This is a genomic window from Vibrio sp. 1727 (genome assembly GCF_033344415.1).
Taxonomy (GTDB): Bacteria; Pseudomonadota; Gammaproteobacteria; order Enterobacterales; family Vibrionaceae; genus Vibrio; species Vibrio alginolyticus.
Genome location: NZ_JAWPOT010000007.1, coordinates 33,167 through 51,767, shown reverse-complemented (window position 1 = coordinate 51,767; position 18,601 = coordinate 33,167). Strand labels below are relative to the sequence as shown.

The following is an 18,601-nucleotide window of genomic DNA, read 5'->3' as shown; positions in this document are numbered from 1 at the left end:
TTAAACGGAGGTTGGCATGGTAAATCTTATACGACGATATGCAGTAAGCGGTCTTGTTGTCGGCATGTTTGGTTGTTCGTCGTTTGACTACCCAGAACACGGGAAAGGTGGCTTGGCGGAAAGCTATCAAGATATCTCGATCGAGAATTATCAGTTTTCCCCAGTGATGCCTGACGAGCCTTTAGGTCCAGAACATGGGTTAAGGTTTGATTGGCAACTGACCAAGTTACATCTAGACGCACTAATCCAAGAGGGCGCGCGCTGGTGTTTTCCTGCGGCAGTTGTTCAGGCCTTTGAAAAACAAAATAGAATTGCGCGCGAGTTAGAAGGTGGGCTTTTACTCGACGCTGCCAACGACCTTGTGATTCAGCGTCGACGCTTAAACCAGCTCGAACAACAACTCGACTACGTACTGAGCCAAACCACTTGCACACCGCCCGATGATATTGAAGCTCTACGTAGCGACCTAAACATAGTCTCGGATATCTATGCACTACTTAATATCGACAACCAGTTTGCTGTCGATTCAGCAGAAATCAACCCGAAGTACATGGGACATTTGGCAGAAGCAGCCTACATTTTACGTGACCACCCCAACCTATCTCTTGTAGTAACGGGGCATGCGGATGCAACTGGAACACCCGATTACAACCAGAAACTTGCTCAAGCGCGTGCGGAACAAGTAAAGCGTTACCTAACCGTATTTGGTATCACTTCAGAGAGAGTCACTACCAAATCTGTCGGAGATAACCTGCCACTCTATGAAGGTGAAACATCCGCCGTGCGTTTAACTAATCGTCGAGTAAGCATCGAGGTTATTAGCCCTAATTCAGATAGCGATAGCTCAATAAACCGCAACCCAACGGCAGGAGGCGCGCTATGAACACGATGAAACCATTTATCCTCTTAATGTTGTTGTGTCTGGTCGCGTGGGTACCTTCTTCCATAGCGGATGAGAGCAATACTGTTAAGGTCGGTGATTTAATACAGATTAACTTACCTGGAGAGGCGTCGTTAAACCAAGGGTTTCAGGTTGATCGTCGTGGACGAATTAATTTACCAGAAGTCGGCCCTGTATTAGTGGCCGGCTACAATGAAAAACAACTCCAAGACGTGATTATCGACAGGCTAAAGACCGTGTATCGTGACGTTAACAACGCTCGAGTTTTTATTAAACAGCAACAGTTGTTAGTGTCCGTTCAAGGCTACGTGGTCAAACCCGGTGAATATACCTTACCTTCTGGGTCCAACATTCAAATGTTTGTGTACGAAGCTGGCGGCCTGCGCGCTGGGGCTCAGCTTGATAAAATGATCGTGAAACGTGGAAATAAAAACATTGAATTTGACTACAAACGCTTCCTTGATACGGGTGACAATAGCCAACTGCCAAAACTAGAATCACTGGATGTCTTATTTGTCCCCGCTTCCCCACTCGTAGGGAATATTGAGCAAGAGTTTGATGCAGCAAAACTCGCGAATTCAGGTGACAGCGCAGATTCCGCTCGTGCAATCAAAGTCTTTGGTGAAGTCAACGCACCTGGCTCGTTCTCATACAAGCCAAACACCACGCTAGTTGATGTCGTAATGCGAGCTGGCGGCGTGACACGATATGCCAGTGTTGAACAAATTCGCGTGATAACAAACAATAACCCAACCATGTTTAACCTGAAAAAGTACCTTGATACTGGAGACCAAAGCCTACTGCCAGAGATCCTGCCAGGTGCCACCATCTTTGTCCCAAAACAGGAAGAAGAAATCAAAGCAGGTGCAAATGTGGTTTACGTGATGGGTGAAGTCGCCCATCCTGGGGCATACGAAGGCAAGCAAGGCGCTAGCTTCATGGATATCCTCGCCAACGCTGGCGGGCCCACTCGCTACGCAGAATCTCGCCAAATTCGCGTTATAAAAGCCGATGGCAAAGTCATCAAATTCGATCTTACCGCGCATACAGAAGGACTATCTTCAGCCAGACCACCAAATGTTGGACCAGGAGATGCGATTTTCGTGCCGGAGAAAACCGATTTCAATGAGAAGTCTTGGTTAAAAGTAGCACCTAGTCGAGCGGTCGCAGTGATGGGAGAAGTTGTTCGCCCTGGACGCATCGAGTGGTCAGACGAAATGGATTTGATTGATCTGCTTGCACACGTTGGTGGCCCAACTCGACGAGCTGATACCACCAAAATTGAAGTCGCCAATAACGGTCAAATGACACAATTTGACTTAGACCAATACATTCTGGATGGCTCACCAACATCAAGCCTACCTCGAGTTTCCGCTGGTACAGTCGTAAGGGTACATGCATTGCCTGACGACCCATCCGATAATAAGTCGCAATGGGTAAGCCAAAGCTCTGACGCATCGATATACGTTTTCGGGCAAATCAATGCACCTGGGCGCTATCGTTTCACCGAAGATATGCATTTTCTGGATATTTTGTCTGCCGCCGATGGACCGACAATGGATGCAGATATTCACAACATTCGTGTCACACACCGAGGCCTAGGTTATGCCAAAGTGAGTAAATTGAATTTATCGATGTACTTTGAAACAGGCGATGAGTCAATTCTGCCCCACGTTCGTCCTGGTGATACCATTTACATTCCAGAAAAAAACAAAAACTGGTTAGATCGTTCAAAAGAATCCACGGTACGCGTATTAGGTGAAGTAAGAGACCCGGGGCGGTACGTATTCAATGACAACATGACTGTGCTTGATCTCTTAGCGGAAGCAGGAGGACCAACTGATAATGCCTACCTTGAAAAGATCAGTGTGGTCAATATGTCTTGCTGCCAGGGCCAAGCCCGAACATTTGATTTGGTGAACTTTAGTAAAACAGCCAACATTTATGAGCTGCCAGTCATTCGCGCAGGCGACACGATTTACATTCCCCATAAAGACGAAAGCTTTGTTGAAAAAGCGAGGGCCGGATTAAGAGATATTTTACAAATCACCACAACCATCGTGTTAATAGGAGCGTTGTAATGACTATTCCTGCAACTCACGCTGAGATTGAGCAAATTTATCTTCAGAGTGAACAGAAAGGCCACAAAACGATTTGTGTTGTGGGTTGTAAATCTGAAGATGGTGTCACTTCCGTGGCGTCATCTCTTGCAGAGCGCTTGGTTTTAGCAGGCCACAATACTTTGTATGTAGACCTTAACTTATTCAAACCCGCTTATCACACTGTTCACGAATTTGATGATGACGAGAAGGTTGGCCATTTGATCACACGAGAGAATACACATCAAACTTTAGTCGGCCTCCCTGCTCCGTCTCTCGCCAGCACTCAGTTAGCGTACCGAGACCCAACAACGCTGAAACAAAACATTGCACAATGGTTAACGCAGTACGAGCGCGTCGTGATAGATACATCGCCACTTCTTAGTGTCAACCGAAGCAATATTGCGCCTCAAGTGATTGCTGGCGTATGTGATGCTACTTTGTTAGTAGCGCATTATGGCTCTACGACTGCAACCCAGCTCGAGCAAGCCAAAAAGCTACTCGATGCTAGCGATGCGAACTTGATTGGTTCTGTACTGAACATGAAGCACACTCCAAGCCTGAAAGATGAGTTAATCCGCCAAGTTTCCAAGCTGCGTTTCTTACCAAAAAAGTGGAAAGAAAAACTGTCTCAGCAAATTAAAAAAAGCGAACTGTTTATGTTATAGGGAGCGCTATTATGACGATAAATAACACATTGACTATCGAGCAAGAATTAGTGGATGAGCATATTCTTCAGCAAATGATCAAAGATACGTGCGCCGAAATCATCCCTACCTTGATTGATCACTATGTCGAAGAGTCACGCGATCGCATGGAGAAAATAGAGCAAGCATTAAGCACAAAAGACCTTCAAACATTAGAGTTCGAGGTTCACACACTGGGCAGTTCTGCTCTCGCTCTAGGCAATCGAACGCTTTCAAGACAAGCAAGAATGATTGAGAAGTACTGTGTCGAAGGAAAAATACCAAAAGCATTGGAGCTTTGTGAAACACTTCCTCAACTCGCCAATGAATCGTTTGATGCGTTAGAAAAGCGAAAAGCTCAAGGGTTTGAGTAGTATCAGTGTCTTACTCCCTAGCAAAGCATCGCGTTTGATAAAGCGCGATGCCGACATCATCTCAGAAATTTAGGCTCCAAATTCAGTCACCCTCGCCAAGCCACACACCTTGAAATTAATTGGGTATAACTTAATCAATTAAAAAGTATGGATTTTTCGCAAATTTCCTACCTTGTGCTAATACTTAAATAACGCTTTTCTCAAATTGAGAATTTTCAGCACTAGAGAGCTATAAACCACTCATAATGCCAAATAGTAGTGCTGACAAAAATCATAAAAAATGAAACAAACTACGTTGGGATGGGACTATGAGACCAAGGGTGTTACTGGTAGAGGACTCTACTTCACTAGCCATACTTTATAAGCAGTATGTGAAAGACGAACCTTATGACATTTTTCATGTCGAGACAGGTCGCGAAGCGATTCAATTTATTGAAAGAAGCAAACCTCAGCTCATCATTCTCGATTTGAAACTGCCCGACATGTCTGGCGAAGACGTGTTGGATTGGATCAACCAGAATGACATTCCTACGTCCGTTATTATTGCTACGGCACACGGCAGCGTCGACTTAGCCGTTAATCTAATTCAAAAAGGTGCGGAAGATTTCTTAGAAAAGCCCATAAACGCTGATCGCCTAAAAACATCAGTCGCATTGCACCTTAAACGCGCCAAATTGGAAGATTTGGTGGAAAATATTCAGTCCAAGTTTGATCGCCACAACTATCACGGATTCATCGGTTCAAGCCTCCCGATGCAGGCGGTATACAAGACCATTGATGCTGTTGCGCCAACTTCTGCCAGTGTGTTTATTGTGGGAGAAAGCGGCACAGGTAAAGAAGTTTGTGCTGAAGCCGTCCACCGCCAGAGCGACCGTAAAGACAAGCCTTTTATTGCAATTAACTGTGGGGCTATTCCACGAGATTTGATGGAAAGTGAGATTTTTGGTCACGTTAAAGGGGCCTTTACTGGAGCAACAACAGATCGAAAAGGTGCGGCGACGCTGGCACATGGTGGTACGCTTTTTCTTGATGAGCTGTGTGAAATGGAACTTGAGATGCAAAAGAAGTTGCTCCGTTTTCTACAAACGGGCACTTACACCCCTCTTGGTGGCACTAGAGAAATGAAAGTAGATGTGAGAATCATTTGTGCCACTAACCGAGATCCATTAACAGAAGTAGAAGAAGGTCGTTTTCGTGAAGACTTATACTACCGTGTGCACGTTATACCTATCGATATGCCCCCATTACGTGAACGAGGAAGTGACATCGTCACGCTTGCCAAGCACTTCTTGACCACTTACGCCAAACAGGACAAAAAGAAATTCTCAACAATCGACAGTGAAGCTCAACATATCATCAAGCATTACGAATGGCCGGGTAATGTAAGGCAACTACAAAACATCATACGTAACATTGTGGTGCTTAATAACGACGAAAAAGTCACGGTGAGCCACCTACCCGCTCAACTTACTAAAAAGTCTAAAGTGACGAAAACAACGACGCCTGCGCATGTTGCTCAAGAGTCAACAAACATTGCACCAATCACACCACCACCTGTTTATACTGAGGAACCTTCACCTTCTGCGGTCGAACCGTCGATTACCGCAGCAGAGCAGCCTGGTACACCGTCCTCTGCTGCTACCTCACCGTACTTTAACTCTGATGGAACCATTCGCCCTATGTGGCAAGTAGAGCGTGAAGCAATTCAAAACGCAATTGCGTACTGTGATGGCAACGTCCTCAACGCCGCTGTCATGCTGGAGTTAAGCCCATCTACGGTTTACCGAAAAAAACAAGCGTGGGAAGCGGATGAAATTAATCTCGAACAATCTTGATAAACCTGCCATTGGTGAAATTTGGATCTTGCTTGATAGCCGTCTATTCGGCGGCATTGAAAGTCACGTTATCGAGCTAGCTCGGGGATTAATCGCCTTTGGAAACAAAGCTCGAGTTGTGCTAACCACTGAGTATTCGGCAGCCGCTCAAATTGTACAGAAGGCAAAAGAAGCCGCGATCCCTGTGAGTTACTTAAACTATTTGTCTGGCGAGCCCAATAAAGCTTTAAAAATTAAACACCTAACAAGCGCTGTCGCCAATCACCAACCCTCAGTGGTTCACTCCCATGGTTATAAAGCGTCGATTTTGTCGCGCTGCGCCAAACTGCTCACCCGTACGTTTCCTCGTTTGATTTCAACTTATCATGCTGGTGAATCGTCCTCAGGGAAGCTATGGCTATACGATTGGCTTGATAGAAGCTCAGGCAGCCTATCTGACTATTGCTTTGCTGTCAGTCCAAGTATTCAGCGCAAAGTTTTTTGTTCTTCAGAACTGCTGAATAACTTTGTTTCGATTCCCAACAGTCAACTCAACTATCAGGAGATCGCTTTTGTCGGCCGATTGAGTCAGGAAAAAGGCGCCGATCAATTTATTGAGGTAGCGAGGCTCTGTCCAACATTACAGTTTAGTGTGTACGGTGATGGCCCAGAAAAAGAATCGCTTAATCAAACTGCCCCTCCAAATGTGACTTTCTTCGGCCATCAAACCGATATGGAAGGTGTTTGGGAAAATATCAGCGTACTTATCATCTCTTCTCGTTATGAGGGTCTTCCAATGGCGGCGCTTGAAGCCATGTCGAGAGGCATTGCCGTGATGAGCTTACGTGTAGGTCGTCTTCCAGATATTATCCAAACGGGTAAAAATGGTTTTATCGTCGAAGACATTCCCTCTCTTGCTAAATGTCTTCATGACTGGATGTCGATTGGTGAAGCGCAACAATCACTCATTCGCCAGAATGCTCGACAAACCATCATTGATGATTTCTCAGCGCAAAGTGTGATTCCCGTATTGCTACAAAAATATCAAATTGAAACGGATCACTAATCCATATTGGTTCTCAATATGAGAATGATGAGTTCCAAACATAAATATCACATAAGATTCAATCACATAAACTAATGGCATATTTTGGCATCTCTATTGCAGCTCAGCAGTTAACGCAGATTAATGATGAGACAGAGGTGACTTATGACTACGCCAAAACGCATTCTATATGTTCATTATGGTGATAATTGGATTCGCGGCAGTGAAGTGGTGCTTCTGGATCTCATTTCAGGAATCGACCGCGATAAGTTTGAGCCATTCGTATGGTCCAACTGCCAACCATTAATCGATAAGTGCCAATCGCTCGGAATTGAAGCGGAACATTCAGCCTTCAATTTGGTGGGTGGTTGGAGCGCTCCGCGCTGGGATATTAGCGGGTGGAATAGCCTTATCAAACAAGGCTCAGCATTGATCGAAAAGCACAACATCGACTTGGTACACGTCAATAGCGGCGGCCCTTGTCAATGGATGTGTTTGGCTGCTCGCATGAATCATATACCACTTGTCACGCAACTTCATTGCCATTATACATTGCGCGATCGCTTCTCTCTCGGACTTCACCTCTCTCCAAAATTGATTTGCGTTAGCAAAGATGTTGGACGCGAAATTCTTCAGGACGGCTACCCACAAAACCAACTTCATGTCGTACACAACGGCGTGTCACTTCAAGGCGTGGATACACCCATCGACATTAAAGATCGCCTCGGAATCCCATCACAGGCCTTTACCTTTCTGTCGGTGGGTTCGCTGATTAAGCGCAAAGGGTTCGACCGCCTTATTCGCGCAATGCGCATGCACAACTACCACCACAACAACCCTCACCTTGTTATTGTTGGTGACGGCGAAGAAAGAGAAGCATTGCAACAGCTTGCATCGGATCTTGGTATCCAAGAACGAGTGCACTTTGTCGGAGAACAACACAATGCCGGAGCGTGGATGTGTGGTAATGCAGACGCTTTTATTAGCGGCGCCTATGAAGAGGCCTTTGGTCTCGTGCTCGGGGAAGCGGCTTTAGCTCAACTGCCTATCGTGGCTCCTAAAACAGGAGGCATTCCTGAGTTGTTCGAGCATAATCACTCTGCATTGCTGTACCAGAACAGTGGAATGGCGAGCCTGTTAAACGCGATTCAACAAGTCATGCAAGACGCGGCATTAAGAAACAAGCTGGCGGAAAACGCTTACCTACATGCTAGCCAGAACTTAACGACGACTGCATCTATCAACGCTATTGAACGTATTTACGAAGGTGAACTTAATAACAACGCCATTACACCAATGCCAATGACTCACTGCATGAAGCCTCTTTCACGCTGGTTGAGCATCAATTGAGGAGCCCGGTCATGAAACGTGTATTGATGTTCGACGCCATCCCAATGCAAGGTGGATCCAAAATCGCGAATGCAGAGCTCCTTAAGCAGTGCGATAAGCTGAACGTGATTGGTTATCTACTCACTACAAATCCAGAGCATTGGGCGTCACTGCTTAGTGATACACCGCGTGTGCAAGTTATAAAAATAAAACCATCACCATTTAACTCGACTCATGGACTGACCTACTGGTTGATGAACGCTTACTACTTTCTCCAACTTCTCTACGCGTGCATGAAGCTGCCAAAAATAGATAGCTTTTTGGGCCTATCTTGCCCAAGTAATGATATGCCTTTGTACTTACTACGATTAATTAGCAAAAAGCCTGTGGTACAGATGGTTCATGGCCCTATTGGACGATCGAGATCTGCTGGCTACTGCTTAGTAAAAGCATCGGCAGTTTACTACTTGGCAAACACCCGCGAATCAATGGTAGAAGCATTACAGGCCTACCTCAAAACAGAGAAGCCAGCCACCGAACGCTATTGGTGTGGTTTGAATACATCTACATTTGTTAATGGATTATCGAAAGATCGCTGGCCAAAACAAGCGAATCCGATTTCAAGCCGCGTTTTCTGGGCAGCTAGCTTACTAAAATGGAAGAACATCGATCTTTTGCTTGATGCTTTAACACTTGATGAGTCGAAAAAGATCAAATCCACCGTGTGTTACATCAAACCTAACGTGGCAGGTGTGGAATATTCAACACCGGACTTCAACACACAAGGTGTTGAATGGCATGAGTGCCCAAACAACTTAGATGAATTGCGTTCACAGTGTGGTGTGTTTGTTTCCACCAGTCTCAACGAACCTTTTGGGTTATCTATTTTGGAAGCGCTCGCTGCAGGTATGTGTGTCATCATTCCACATGATGATAGTTATTGGGACCGCGTGTTAACTCACGGCCGAAATTGTATTAAATACACGCCTAACAATGTGGCTTCGTTACACAACGCAATTCGCCTTTTGAATGAATCGCCGTGGATGAAAGTAACGATGGGTATCGAAGCACTCAATGTTTCTCAACTATACACAGCCGAACGTTGTTATTTGCCAATCGCCCAGCACCTTGCTGCCGAAATTGCTACCAACAATGATTGCACACTCAAGACACCGCGAGACATCAAAGGATATGACCATGTCTAAAGCAATGACCAACATGACGCTATTTGCTATCGCCTTAGTGATCAATAAAAGCATCAGCCTAATCATGCTGCCTGTATTGCCCCACTTTCTCTCACCAGAACAAATGGGCAAGCTTGAGCTTCTAACAACCTTTGGTGTTGTTACGACCTTGTTTGTCAGTTTCGCTTTGCATGAAGCGCTTTATCGATTCGTCGGCGTTGAAAAGGATAAAAATACGCGCACAAGCCTACTAAACCAGCTGTACTCACTTGCTTTACTCATCGCTGGCGTCGTTGCTCTTAGCTTGCTCACTATCATTTTAATCGCCCCCATTCCCGCGCCTTTTACGCGAGTCGAATTTGCTATTGTTATGTTTGCCATCGTTCTAGAAGGCAGTATTGCAATCGGCACTGCCTGGTTAAGAACACAAGACGACAAAGCAAGAACACTGCTTAACGTCATGGTCACTACCACCATTTTTCAGGTCATTTTTATCGTCGCGGCGCTGTCTGTTCATCCCCATGTTATTTCTGTTTTGTGGGGGGGCTTGTTGGCTGCTATTACTCAATTTGTTTGGCTGCACATCGTTAACAGTTACAATATCACCCTTCCTAAACTGACATTGGCAAAACAATACCTAAACTACTGCCTACCAATGATGATGGCCGGTTTAGTAGCATTTTGTCTCAATGGCGCTGAACGCTGGTTCATTGGTGCCAACACTTCTCTTGCGACGTTAGGGATTTACGCGATAGCGGTAAAATTTGCAGTGGGCATGTGTATTTTAGTGCAGCCATTTGGCATGTGGTGGATGCCACGTCGATTTAACTACTTAGAAGGGCGCAAGAACACTGAAGCAGTGCGCATCACACACTTAGGTATGATTTACATTACAGGTTTGAGTGTAGTGGTCGGCACATTAGCAATGGTGATGATCACCCACTTACTGCCAGAAACCTATCATGAGGCGGTACTATTCAGCTTATTCTTGCTGCCTATCGCTATGTTAAAAGAATGGAGCGAGCTGATTAACATCTCCATTTTGTACAAGCGTCGTACTCGCTGGCTACTGGGTATAAATGTCGTCTCTGCGTGCGTTGCGATTGCTTTGCTGTTTGGCTTATCTTCTCTGGGTATTTATGGTGTGTTCATTGCGCTTTATTACGCACAACTGTGTAAGCTGGGCCTGACTTATGTAGTAGGCCAACAATGTATGACGTTGCCTTTTCACCTAAGTCTGATGGTTTTATTACAGATTATATCCGGTGTGGCACTGTTCCTGCTTCACTCTTCACAATCAATAGGAATCGCCATCGCAATTTGCATTTTGACATGCAGTTTGCTGGCAGGGATAGCCACTCGCTACATGAGTAAAGAGACGCTAAATGCTCTCACTCGATACATAGTGAAAAGGCGTGGACAGGTGAAGAGATACTCGTTATGAATGAAACCAAGGTGAGAACAAAACAGTCCATCGCAGCACTGACGATCACTGTCTGTATCGGCCTGCTTTGGATTGTTATGCCTCATCCCATTTTGATTGTCGCGTTGTGTTTCGCACCACTCGCGTTACTGTTTGTTCTCAATCAAACGTTTTGGCTTGTCACACTGTTCGTTATTTTTTCATTCTTTCGTATTCACGAAGCCTTTCCTGTTATCTATAACTTCAAGATCCCATTACTGTTATCACTGGGGGCACTCGCCGCACTCGCTTTTCACCTTCTTATAAGCCGCCAGATTACAGCTTTTTGGCACCCTTCATTAAAGTGGCTGTGTATATTTTGGGGTCTGGTGATCATCGGAATCATATTCGCTTCTAGTCGTGATATCGCAATAACGGTGTTCAAAAATACCTATTGGAAAATCATCATTATGACGTTGGCCATCACCTGGCTTATTACTAAACCTTCACAGCTCGCACAGATGTCAAAAGCAATTATTTTCGCCGGATTATTGATTGGCTTAGTGGCATTACAAAACGCAGCGAATGGCATTGATTTAGTCGAAGGAACGCGCGTGTCAATAGGACGCTCCATAGGTTCTGTACTTGGCGATCCTAACGATTTGGCACTAGTACTGATGTTTCCCCTTGCCTTTACCGTTAGTCAATTGATGGAAAAACATTCCCCCAAACATCTCAGACTCTTTGCCCTTATCACCTGTTTGGTTTTGTTCTTTGCGATCATTGAAACGCAGAGCCGCGGTGGGTTACTAGGTTCACTGTCTGTATTTGCCTACTTTGCTTTTAAACACATCAAAAGCAAAACATTAGTCTTGGTATTAGGCGCTATCGCAGCGATCGTACTCTACGCATTCGCTGGTATTTCAGGACGAGAATCGGGGGGAGCCGCTGAGGATGGTATAGATGCCTCAGCGATGGGGCGACTTTATGCGTGGGAAGCGGCATTTAAAATGGCGCTGCATCACCCGTTGACTGGCGTAGGTCTAGATAACTTCTACTTTAATTACTATTTCTACAGCCCACACTGGGATGGTATCAACCACGCCGTCCATAGTACTTGGTTTGGCGTGTTAGCAGAAACGGGTTTTGTCGGGCTCGCGGTGTTCATTACTTTAATTGTGTCATTGATCCGCACCTCTTTGCATTCCATCTCATTGCTAACACCAAAATCAGATTACACCCTCTCTGTAGGAGCAAACGCCGTGTTAAGTGGGCTTATCGGTACCATCGTATCAGGCACGTTTCTGACTCAAGGTTTCACTTGGCCAATTTACATTCTAGCGGCGTTAACGGTTGTCGTTAGCCGAATCGTTCAAAGTGATTGTCAAAATGAGAAATCCTAGTTTCAAACATAAACAAAACCCATAACTCACTGTTTTAAAATGGCTAATTCCTTGGCACGCATTGTGATTACTCACTTAATTAGTAATCAAATAACCAAGACTCAAGGAGAGCCACATGACAGACATCGTAGTATTTGGAGAAGATTTTGGTGGGTTACCCTCTTCCACTCAGCATATTGTCAAGCAACTAGCAGCGAACCATCGAATCCTTTGGGTGAACTCCATTGGCCTTCGTCAACCTAAGCTGGATTCTAAAGACATACAGCGTGCGTTAAACAAACTCACTCGTGTATTTCATAACGTAGGCTCACACAAGCCAACATTGGACTCTGAAACAAACCCAAACATTCACATCATCAACTTGCTCACCATTCCTGCCCCTAGTTCTGCATTAGCAAGAAAAGTGGCCGCTAAGATGATGAAACACCAACTCAATAAACAATTACAAGCTCTTGGTTTTGATAAGCCTGTATTTTGGACGTCGCTCCCGACTGCTGCCGATCTTTGTGCAGAAATGAACCCACGTGGACTGATTTACTATTGTGGCGATGACTTTAGCGCTTTAGCTGGTGTTGACCACGACACGGTGGCCAAGCACGAACGTACTCTTGTTAATGCGGCCAGCGTTATCTTTACGGCAAGCGAAACACTCTCCACCAAATTTCCATCTGGTAAAACCGTCACTTTGCCTCACGGTGTCGACTTTAGTCTGTTTTCTGAGCCAGCACCTAAGGCTGAAGATTTTCCTAATAATGGTCGCAAAGTGCTGGGCTTTTATGGCAGTTTGTCTGAATGGTTAGACTACGACTTAATTGCCCAAGTCGCAGACCAAGCGCCTGACTGGGATCTCGTGTTCATCGGCCCTAACGAGTTCAGTGACAATCCGCTACCTCAAAGAAGTAACGTTTACTATCTCGGCCCAAGAGCTCATCACACTTTGCCAAGCTACTCTCAACACTGGGACGCAAGCTGGTTGCCCTTTGTTAATAACGCTCAAATCAAAGCGTGTAACCCCCTCAAGCTTCTTGAGTATTTGGCAACGGGAACCCCCGTTATTAGCACGTCGTTTCCTGCATTAATGCCGTACAAGCATATGCTCCATGTAGTTCAAAATTTAGAAGACGTATGTGCCAGTCTCGATCACTTGATCCCACCCCCAGCAAACTCAAAGCAATACGTTCAACAGCAAAGCTGGGAAGCAAGAGCCAACCAAGTTGAGAAATTAGTGAGGACGCTATGAACGATTTGAGAGAGAACCTTAGTGTATTACTACATGGCGCTTGGCGACGTCGTTACATGATCGTTATCCCTATGCTTGTCTTGCCGGTGCTGGGTTTCATCGTAAGTAAGCTGGTTCCGACGACTTATGTTGCTCACACCAGCATGCTTATTCAAGAGACAGCGAAAATGAACCCGTTCCTTCAAGACCTTGCCGTCTCAACAATGCTTAAAGACCGATTGAGCGCACTCAGTACTCTGCTAAAAAGCCGACACGTTTTGTATTCTGTCGCAAAAGAACAATCGCTGATCAATGACGAGATGAGTGCAAAAGAGCAAGAGTTCATCATAAAAGATCTTGCGTCGCGCCTGTCTGTTCAGCCACTCGGTAAAGACTTCATTCAAATTCAATTGCAAAGTGGTAAATCAGAAGGAATGGAGTCGATGCTGCTCTCTGTCAGAGAGCATTTTGTCGAACAGCTTTTGGCTCCTGAGCGTTCTTCGATTAAAGATTCGAGTCATTTTTTGACTATCCATATCAACAAACGCAGGGAAGAACTAGACAAGGCTGAACAAGCTTTTGCAGAGTATAAAAATACTTACTCAGACGCGACGCCCGAAATGCAAGCTCAAAGCCTTACTCGCCTTGCTAGCCTCAAACAAACGCTAGCCGAAAAGGAGGCGGAGCTTGCTGGTGTTTCACGAAGTCTAGGCAGTTTGGATCAACAACTATCCAAAACGAACCCGGTTATCGGTAAACTGGAAGAGCAAATCATCGACATTCGTAGTGAACTTACCCTGCTTCGCGCTAAATACACAGAGGCGCATAGTTTGGTGCAAGGTAAGTTGCGAGAATTAAACCGGTTGGAGCAGGAACGCTCGGTACTCTTGAACTCTAAACAACCAGAACTAAACAGTGCTCAACTATGGGATATCGCGAGCAATACCACAGTAAACAGTCTTGGCGAAGCACAGCCTCTACTTGTCTCCCAACTACATCAATTACAAATGATGCGCGGACGTTTTGAAGCACTTACGGAAGAAACCAACAGCTTGCGAGATATGATCCAAGAATTAGAGCGAAATGCGCACCAATTTGGGAGCACAGCAACAGAAATCAACCGCTTAGCTCGTGACGTCGCAGTGAAGAGAGAAATGTATGATGAACTCGTCGAACGCTATGAGATGGCCCAACTAACGGGTTCTTTGGGAGAGTTTGAAGAGAATAAGCGCGTAAAAATCATTGATGAACCGTTCACGCCAACGATTCCAACTAACTTACCTAGTTTTGTATTTGTCACTTTAGGATTTATTGGTGGCGCTGGTTTAGGCATTGGATTAGCGACGATACTTGAGTTAGCCGATAACTCTATCCGCTCAAAAAGAGCATTAGAAAAACACCTTGGTGTTCCTGTCATCACCACTTTACCTAACGTAGTGTACGGAAACTAACCGCCATAAGAACTCATTTACAAGCACTCGGTCGGCGAGTGCTTTTCTTTTACTACTGCCTTATACAGCCTCATAGCATGTCCACTAATATGAATCTCAAATTGAGAATAAACATAGAAACTCACACGAACTGAAGCTAACTTATTGTTTTTAAATGCTTAATTTCTTGGCACGTTGTCTGCAATTCCTAAATAAACAAAGAACTCAACGAGGGTTTGAAAATGGAAGTCAGACAAAAGCACAATAACACTAAGCACAGCAAAAAAGTGATATTACACGTCGTGCAGCACTTAGCTCCTGGCGGCTTAGAAACGCTCGTACTAGAAATGCTTCGTTTTGCGCAGCCAAACCATTCCGTTTTTGTCGTAAGTTTAGAGGGAAGCAAAGCGCAAGCACTGCAATGCTGGCAAAAACTATTGCCCTACCAAGGCCAACTGCACTTTCTTAATAAAAGACCTGGATTCAGCGGGAAGACCATCGCTACACTGACTTCAATGATAAAAAGAATGCGACCAGACGTGGTCCACACTCACCATATCGGACCACTCTTATATGGTGGGATTGCGGCACGTTTAGCGCACGTACCTGTAGTTATTCATACCGAACACGACGCATGGCACCTTAATAACAAAAAATCAGCTCGACTGCAGTCCCTACTGCTAAAAATGATTCGTCCACATGTGGTTGCCGATGCGAACTTTGTCGCCGAACAAATCCAGACAAAACTGAATTACCGCAAAGTCTGCACCATTCACAATGGAATCGATTGCCAGAAGTTTAAAAGCGGTGACCAAACGGCAACAAGACACTTGTTTGAACTTCCAACCGACAAAATCGTGATTGGCGTTGCCGGGCGTCTAGAAGCAGTTAAAGGCCATAAAGTGCTTATCGAAGCCTTCTCTCATCTTACGCCAAACACACACCTAGCAATAGCCGGTGATGGTTCTCAGCGAACTCAATTGGAAGCACAAGTTAGAACGTTAAAACTTGAAGATCGAGTAACCTTTTTAGGTTTGGTGGACGATATGCCCAGCTTTTACCAAAGCCTAGACTTGTTTTGCTTACCATCACTTCAAGAGGGCTTTCCTCTCTCAACCCTCGAGGCTCAAGCATGTGACATTCCTTGCGTCGCGACGGATGTTGGCGGCGTGAAAGAGACGCTCTGTCCGAACAACAGCACACTGGTTGAAGCAAATCGCGTGTTTTTGTTGGCCGAAGCGTTATCACAACAACTGGAATCATCACACCGCTCTCCTCGAACTTTTATTCTCAAACACTTTGATATCAGAGACATGGTGAGTCGCTACTCACGTTTGGCCAAGGAGGCTAGCTATGAATGATTTACTTTGGATTATAGGGTTTGGTTTATCCGCATTTTTGATTGTCTATCATCACGTTGGGTACCCACTGCTCCTTAAATGGCTTCCTTTAAAACAGCAAGACGAAACCAAAGCACCATTTGTAGAGCGAGCTTACAAAGCCTCCAAAGCAGATAACCAGCTACCCTCTATTACTGTCATCGTGCCCGCCTACAATGAAGAACAATGGATAGCAGAGAAGATCCGTAACCTTGCGAGCCTAGATTACCCGAGGGATAAATTAAGGGTAGTGATCGCATGTGATGGCTGCACAGATAACACAGCCGAGATTGCTCAAGCGACAATTCAAGAAGCAATCTGCTCTGATACTCTGTTCATTATTAATGATCACCAAGTCAATCGCGGTAAAGTTGCCCTACTCAACGAAGAAATGCGTCATGTTAGCTCGGACATTACCGCACTGAGTGACACGTCGGCATTGATTTCTTGCGATTCTCTGTTGCTAGCTAGTCAGCATTATCAAAATGAGAACGTTGGAGTGGTTAACGCAACATATCAAATAATGAGTACTAATAACCAAGGTGAAGCGGCGTATTGGCGATACCAGTCTCGAGTAAAGCATCAAGAATCCTTGTTAGGTTCAACGATTGGTTCCCACGGTGCATTTTACACTTTCAGAACTCACTTATTTGAACCACTGGAAGTCAGCACCATTAATGACGACTTTATTCTCCCTATGAGAATCGTTTTGCGAGGCTATAGCGCTATTTACGAGCCAAACATGCTGGCTCTTGAACTAGAACAGAGCTCAGACAACGCAGATTTCAAGCGGCGCCTAAGAATTTCAGCGGGTAACATGCAGCAGCTCATGCAATTAAAGAAATTACTGCTACCTCGTTATCGTGGCACTGCCTTTGCATTTCTATCGGGAAAGGTTCTGCGCTTAGCAACACCCTATTTGATGATTGTTTGCTTTATTTGCTCACTACTACTGGCACACAATCCGCTGTTTCAAGTAATGCTGTTCGCACAAGTTGGTATTTACAGCATCGCGCTTATTACTTACTTAATGCCAGCACTTAACACTATTAAACCTTTTAAGCTGATTAGCTACATCGTCATTGGTCATCTCGCCAACTTTATCGGCGGTATGAAGTATTTGCTCGGAATGGAAAATGGACGTTGGAAACGCGTCAACCAATAAGGAAAGCATCATGAAAAACTCACGCTACGATTCAAATGTATGCCACGCAAAAAGAACGTTTGATGTACTGGTTGCAATGCTTATTTTGGTCGTCACTGCACCACTATTCCCATTTATCGCGCTAGCGATCAAAACCACATCGAAAGGCCCTGTGATTTATCGCCAATTGCGAGTAGGACGCTGCACACCAGAAAAAATGGATCTTTTTCAAATCATGAAGTTTCGCACCATGTATATTGATGCAGAGCAACGCTCTGGCGCAGTATGGGCAACTGAAAATGATCCCCGCATCACGCCAGTAGGACGCTTTTTACGCAAAACACGTTTAGATGAACTACCTCAACTGTTTAATGTGTTGAGAGGTGAAATGTCGATGATTGGGCCGCGCCCAGAACGCCCAGCTTTCTACCAGAAATTGGAAGATGAAATCCCCTATTTTGTAGAGCGCACATATGGCGTGTTACCAGGTATCACAGGCTTAGCTCAGGTTAACCAAGGCTATGATGCATGCATTGAGGATGTAAGACGCAAAGTTGGGTTTGACCACAGTTACGCACTAAGCTTAGGTTCGTTTTACTCTTGGATTTCAATGGACCTTTCAATCATGAGCAAAACATTCGTTGTGATGATTGACGGACGAGGTCAATAACTTCCGGTTCTGGTAACGGTCACTCTTGCCACTGGCGGCGCATCTTTTCTATCGTCGCTGGTGGCACATCATGAATGCTTTGATACGCTCCGTGGCACACTTTAATTTCCACCTCGATGCGCCTCTTCATGCAGTAGTCCATGTAACGCTTCATCTCCCAATGTCGAACAAACGTATTGCTCACAATCACAACTTTCCCTTTGTTCAACCACTTTCTAGTTTGCTGAAAACACCACTCATGCGCTTGAGGTAATTGAACCGGTTCAAAGTGATAATCACCTTCATCATTTTCAAAATACATGTCAGCTTCAAAATGCTTAGCACCAAGCTCTATTGCCAGTTGTTTTGCTAAGGTTGTTTTACCTGAACCCGGAAGTCCACGAATAAGAATGAGTTTAGCCAGTGACATAATGCAGTTTAATGAGGTGGAAATAAGCCTAAACTGTAACGAAATTATTGGAAAAGAAAAGTAGAAATAAAAAATGCCGAGCACATAAGGCTCGGCATTTAAACTCAATCATG

16 protein-coding genes are annotated in these 18,601 nt (G+C 45.0%); 15 read left to right on the top strand and 1 reads right to left on the bottom strand.

Annotated elements, in window-relative coordinates; genetic code table 11:
- Positions 1–16 precede the first annotated feature (16 nt).
- From R8O10_RS08990 to R8O10_RS08920, 15 genes are all read left to right on the top strand, one after another.
- Positions 17–883, top strand: coding sequence for an OmpA family protein (locus tag R8O10_RS08990; RefSeq protein ID WP_318191316.1), 867 nt, complete (start codon positions 17–19; stop codon positions 881–883).
- Entirely contained in the window at positions 880–2,982 is a 2,103-nt protein-coding gene (locus R8O10_RS08985) for an SLBB domain-containing protein (RefSeq protein WP_186584268.1), read from the top strand. The genes R8O10_RS08990 and R8O10_RS08985 overlap by 4 nt, the downstream gene beginning before the upstream one ends.
- The gene (locus tag R8O10_RS08980; RefSeq protein WP_005377635.1) at positions 2,982–3,668 is read left to right on the top strand and encodes an AAA family ATPase; all 687 of its coding nucleotides are present in this window, start codon (positions 2,982–2,984) and stop codon (positions 3,666–3,668) included. The genes R8O10_RS08985 and R8O10_RS08980 overlap by 1 nt, the downstream gene beginning before the upstream one ends.
- An 11-nt stretch (positions 3,669–3,679) precedes the next feature.
- Positions 3,680–4,060 (top strand): Hpt domain-containing protein, encoded by a 381-nt coding sequence (locus tag R8O10_RS08975; protein WP_005377636.1) that lies wholly within the window; start codon positions 3,680–3,682, stop codon positions 4,058–4,060.
- 308 nt (positions 4,061–4,368) lie between these two features.
- Complete coding sequence (locus R8O10_RS08970) at positions 4,369–5,895, top strand: sigma-54-dependent transcriptional regulator (protein ID WP_053307084.1); 1,527 nt, start codon at positions 4,369–4,371, stop codon at positions 5,893–5,895.
- Positions 5,870–6,940, top strand: a complete 1,071-nt coding sequence (locus tag R8O10_RS08965; RefSeq protein WP_318191315.1) for a glycosyltransferase family 4 protein — start codon at positions 5,870–5,872, stop codon at positions 6,938–6,940. The genes R8O10_RS08970 and R8O10_RS08965 overlap by 26 nt, the downstream gene beginning before the upstream one ends.
- Before the next feature lie 144 nt (positions 6,941–7,084).
- Positions 7,085–8,269, top strand: coding sequence for a glycosyltransferase (locus R8O10_RS08960; protein ID WP_053307082.1), 1,185 nt, complete (start codon positions 7,085–7,087; stop codon positions 8,267–8,269).
- Between the two features lie 11 nt (positions 8,270–8,280).
- The gene (locus R8O10_RS08955) at positions 8,281–9,453 is read left to right on the top strand and encodes a glycosyltransferase (RefSeq protein ID WP_318191314.1); all 1,173 of its coding nucleotides are present in this window, start codon (positions 8,281–8,283) and stop codon (positions 9,451–9,453) included.
- A complete protein-coding gene (locus R8O10_RS08950; protein WP_033905253.1) occupies positions 9,446–10,876 on the top strand; it encodes a lipopolysaccharide biosynthesis protein in 1,431 nt (476 codons plus the stop codon). Before R8O10_RS08955 ends, R8O10_RS08950 begins: the two co-directional genes overlap by 8 nt.
- Complete coding sequence (locus tag R8O10_RS08945) at positions 10,873–12,237, top strand: O-antigen ligase family protein (RefSeq protein ID WP_005377645.1); 1,365 nt, start codon at positions 10,873–10,875, stop codon at positions 12,235–12,237. The genes R8O10_RS08950 and R8O10_RS08945 overlap by 4 nt, the downstream gene beginning before the upstream one ends.
- Positions 12,238–12,352: 115 nt before the next feature.
- Positions 12,353–13,477 carry a glycosyltransferase gene (locus tag R8O10_RS08940; protein ID WP_053307081.1) on the top strand — a complete coding sequence of 375 codons (1,125 nt, stop codon included), beginning with the start codon at positions 12,353–12,355 and terminating at the stop codon, positions 13,475–13,477.
- Positions 13,474–14,907, top strand: a complete 1,434-nt coding sequence (locus tag R8O10_RS08935; RefSeq protein WP_318191313.1) for a chain-length determining protein — start codon at positions 13,474–13,476, stop codon at positions 14,905–14,907. Before R8O10_RS08940 ends, R8O10_RS08935 begins: the two co-directional genes overlap by 4 nt.
- Positions 14,908–15,128: 221 nt before the next feature.
- Positions 15,129–16,247, top strand: a complete 1,119-nt coding sequence (locus R8O10_RS08930) for a glycosyltransferase (RefSeq protein ID WP_165935345.1) — start codon at positions 15,129–15,131, stop codon at positions 16,245–16,247.
- Complete coding sequence (locus R8O10_RS08925) at positions 16,240–17,430, top strand: glycosyltransferase family 2 protein (protein ID WP_262602227.1); 1,191 nt, start codon at positions 16,240–16,242, stop codon at positions 17,428–17,430. The genes R8O10_RS08930 and R8O10_RS08925 overlap by 8 nt, the downstream gene beginning before the upstream one ends.
- Positions 17,431–17,440: 10 nt before the next feature.
- Positions 17,441–18,079 carry a sugar transferase gene (locus R8O10_RS08920; RefSeq protein ID WP_005377654.1) on the top strand — a complete coding sequence of 213 codons (639 nt, stop codon included), beginning with the start codon at positions 17,441–17,443 and terminating at the stop codon, positions 18,077–18,079.
- A 19-nt stretch (positions 18,080–18,098) separates the two neighbouring features.
- On the opposite strand, the gene R8O10_RS08915 is transcribed toward R8O10_RS08920, so the two are convergent.
- Complete coding sequence (locus R8O10_RS08915; RefSeq protein ID WP_262602228.1) at positions 18,099–18,488, bottom strand: ATP-binding protein; 390 nt, start codon at positions 18,486–18,488, stop codon at positions 18,099–18,101.
- Positions 18,489–18,601: the final 113 nt, after the last annotated feature.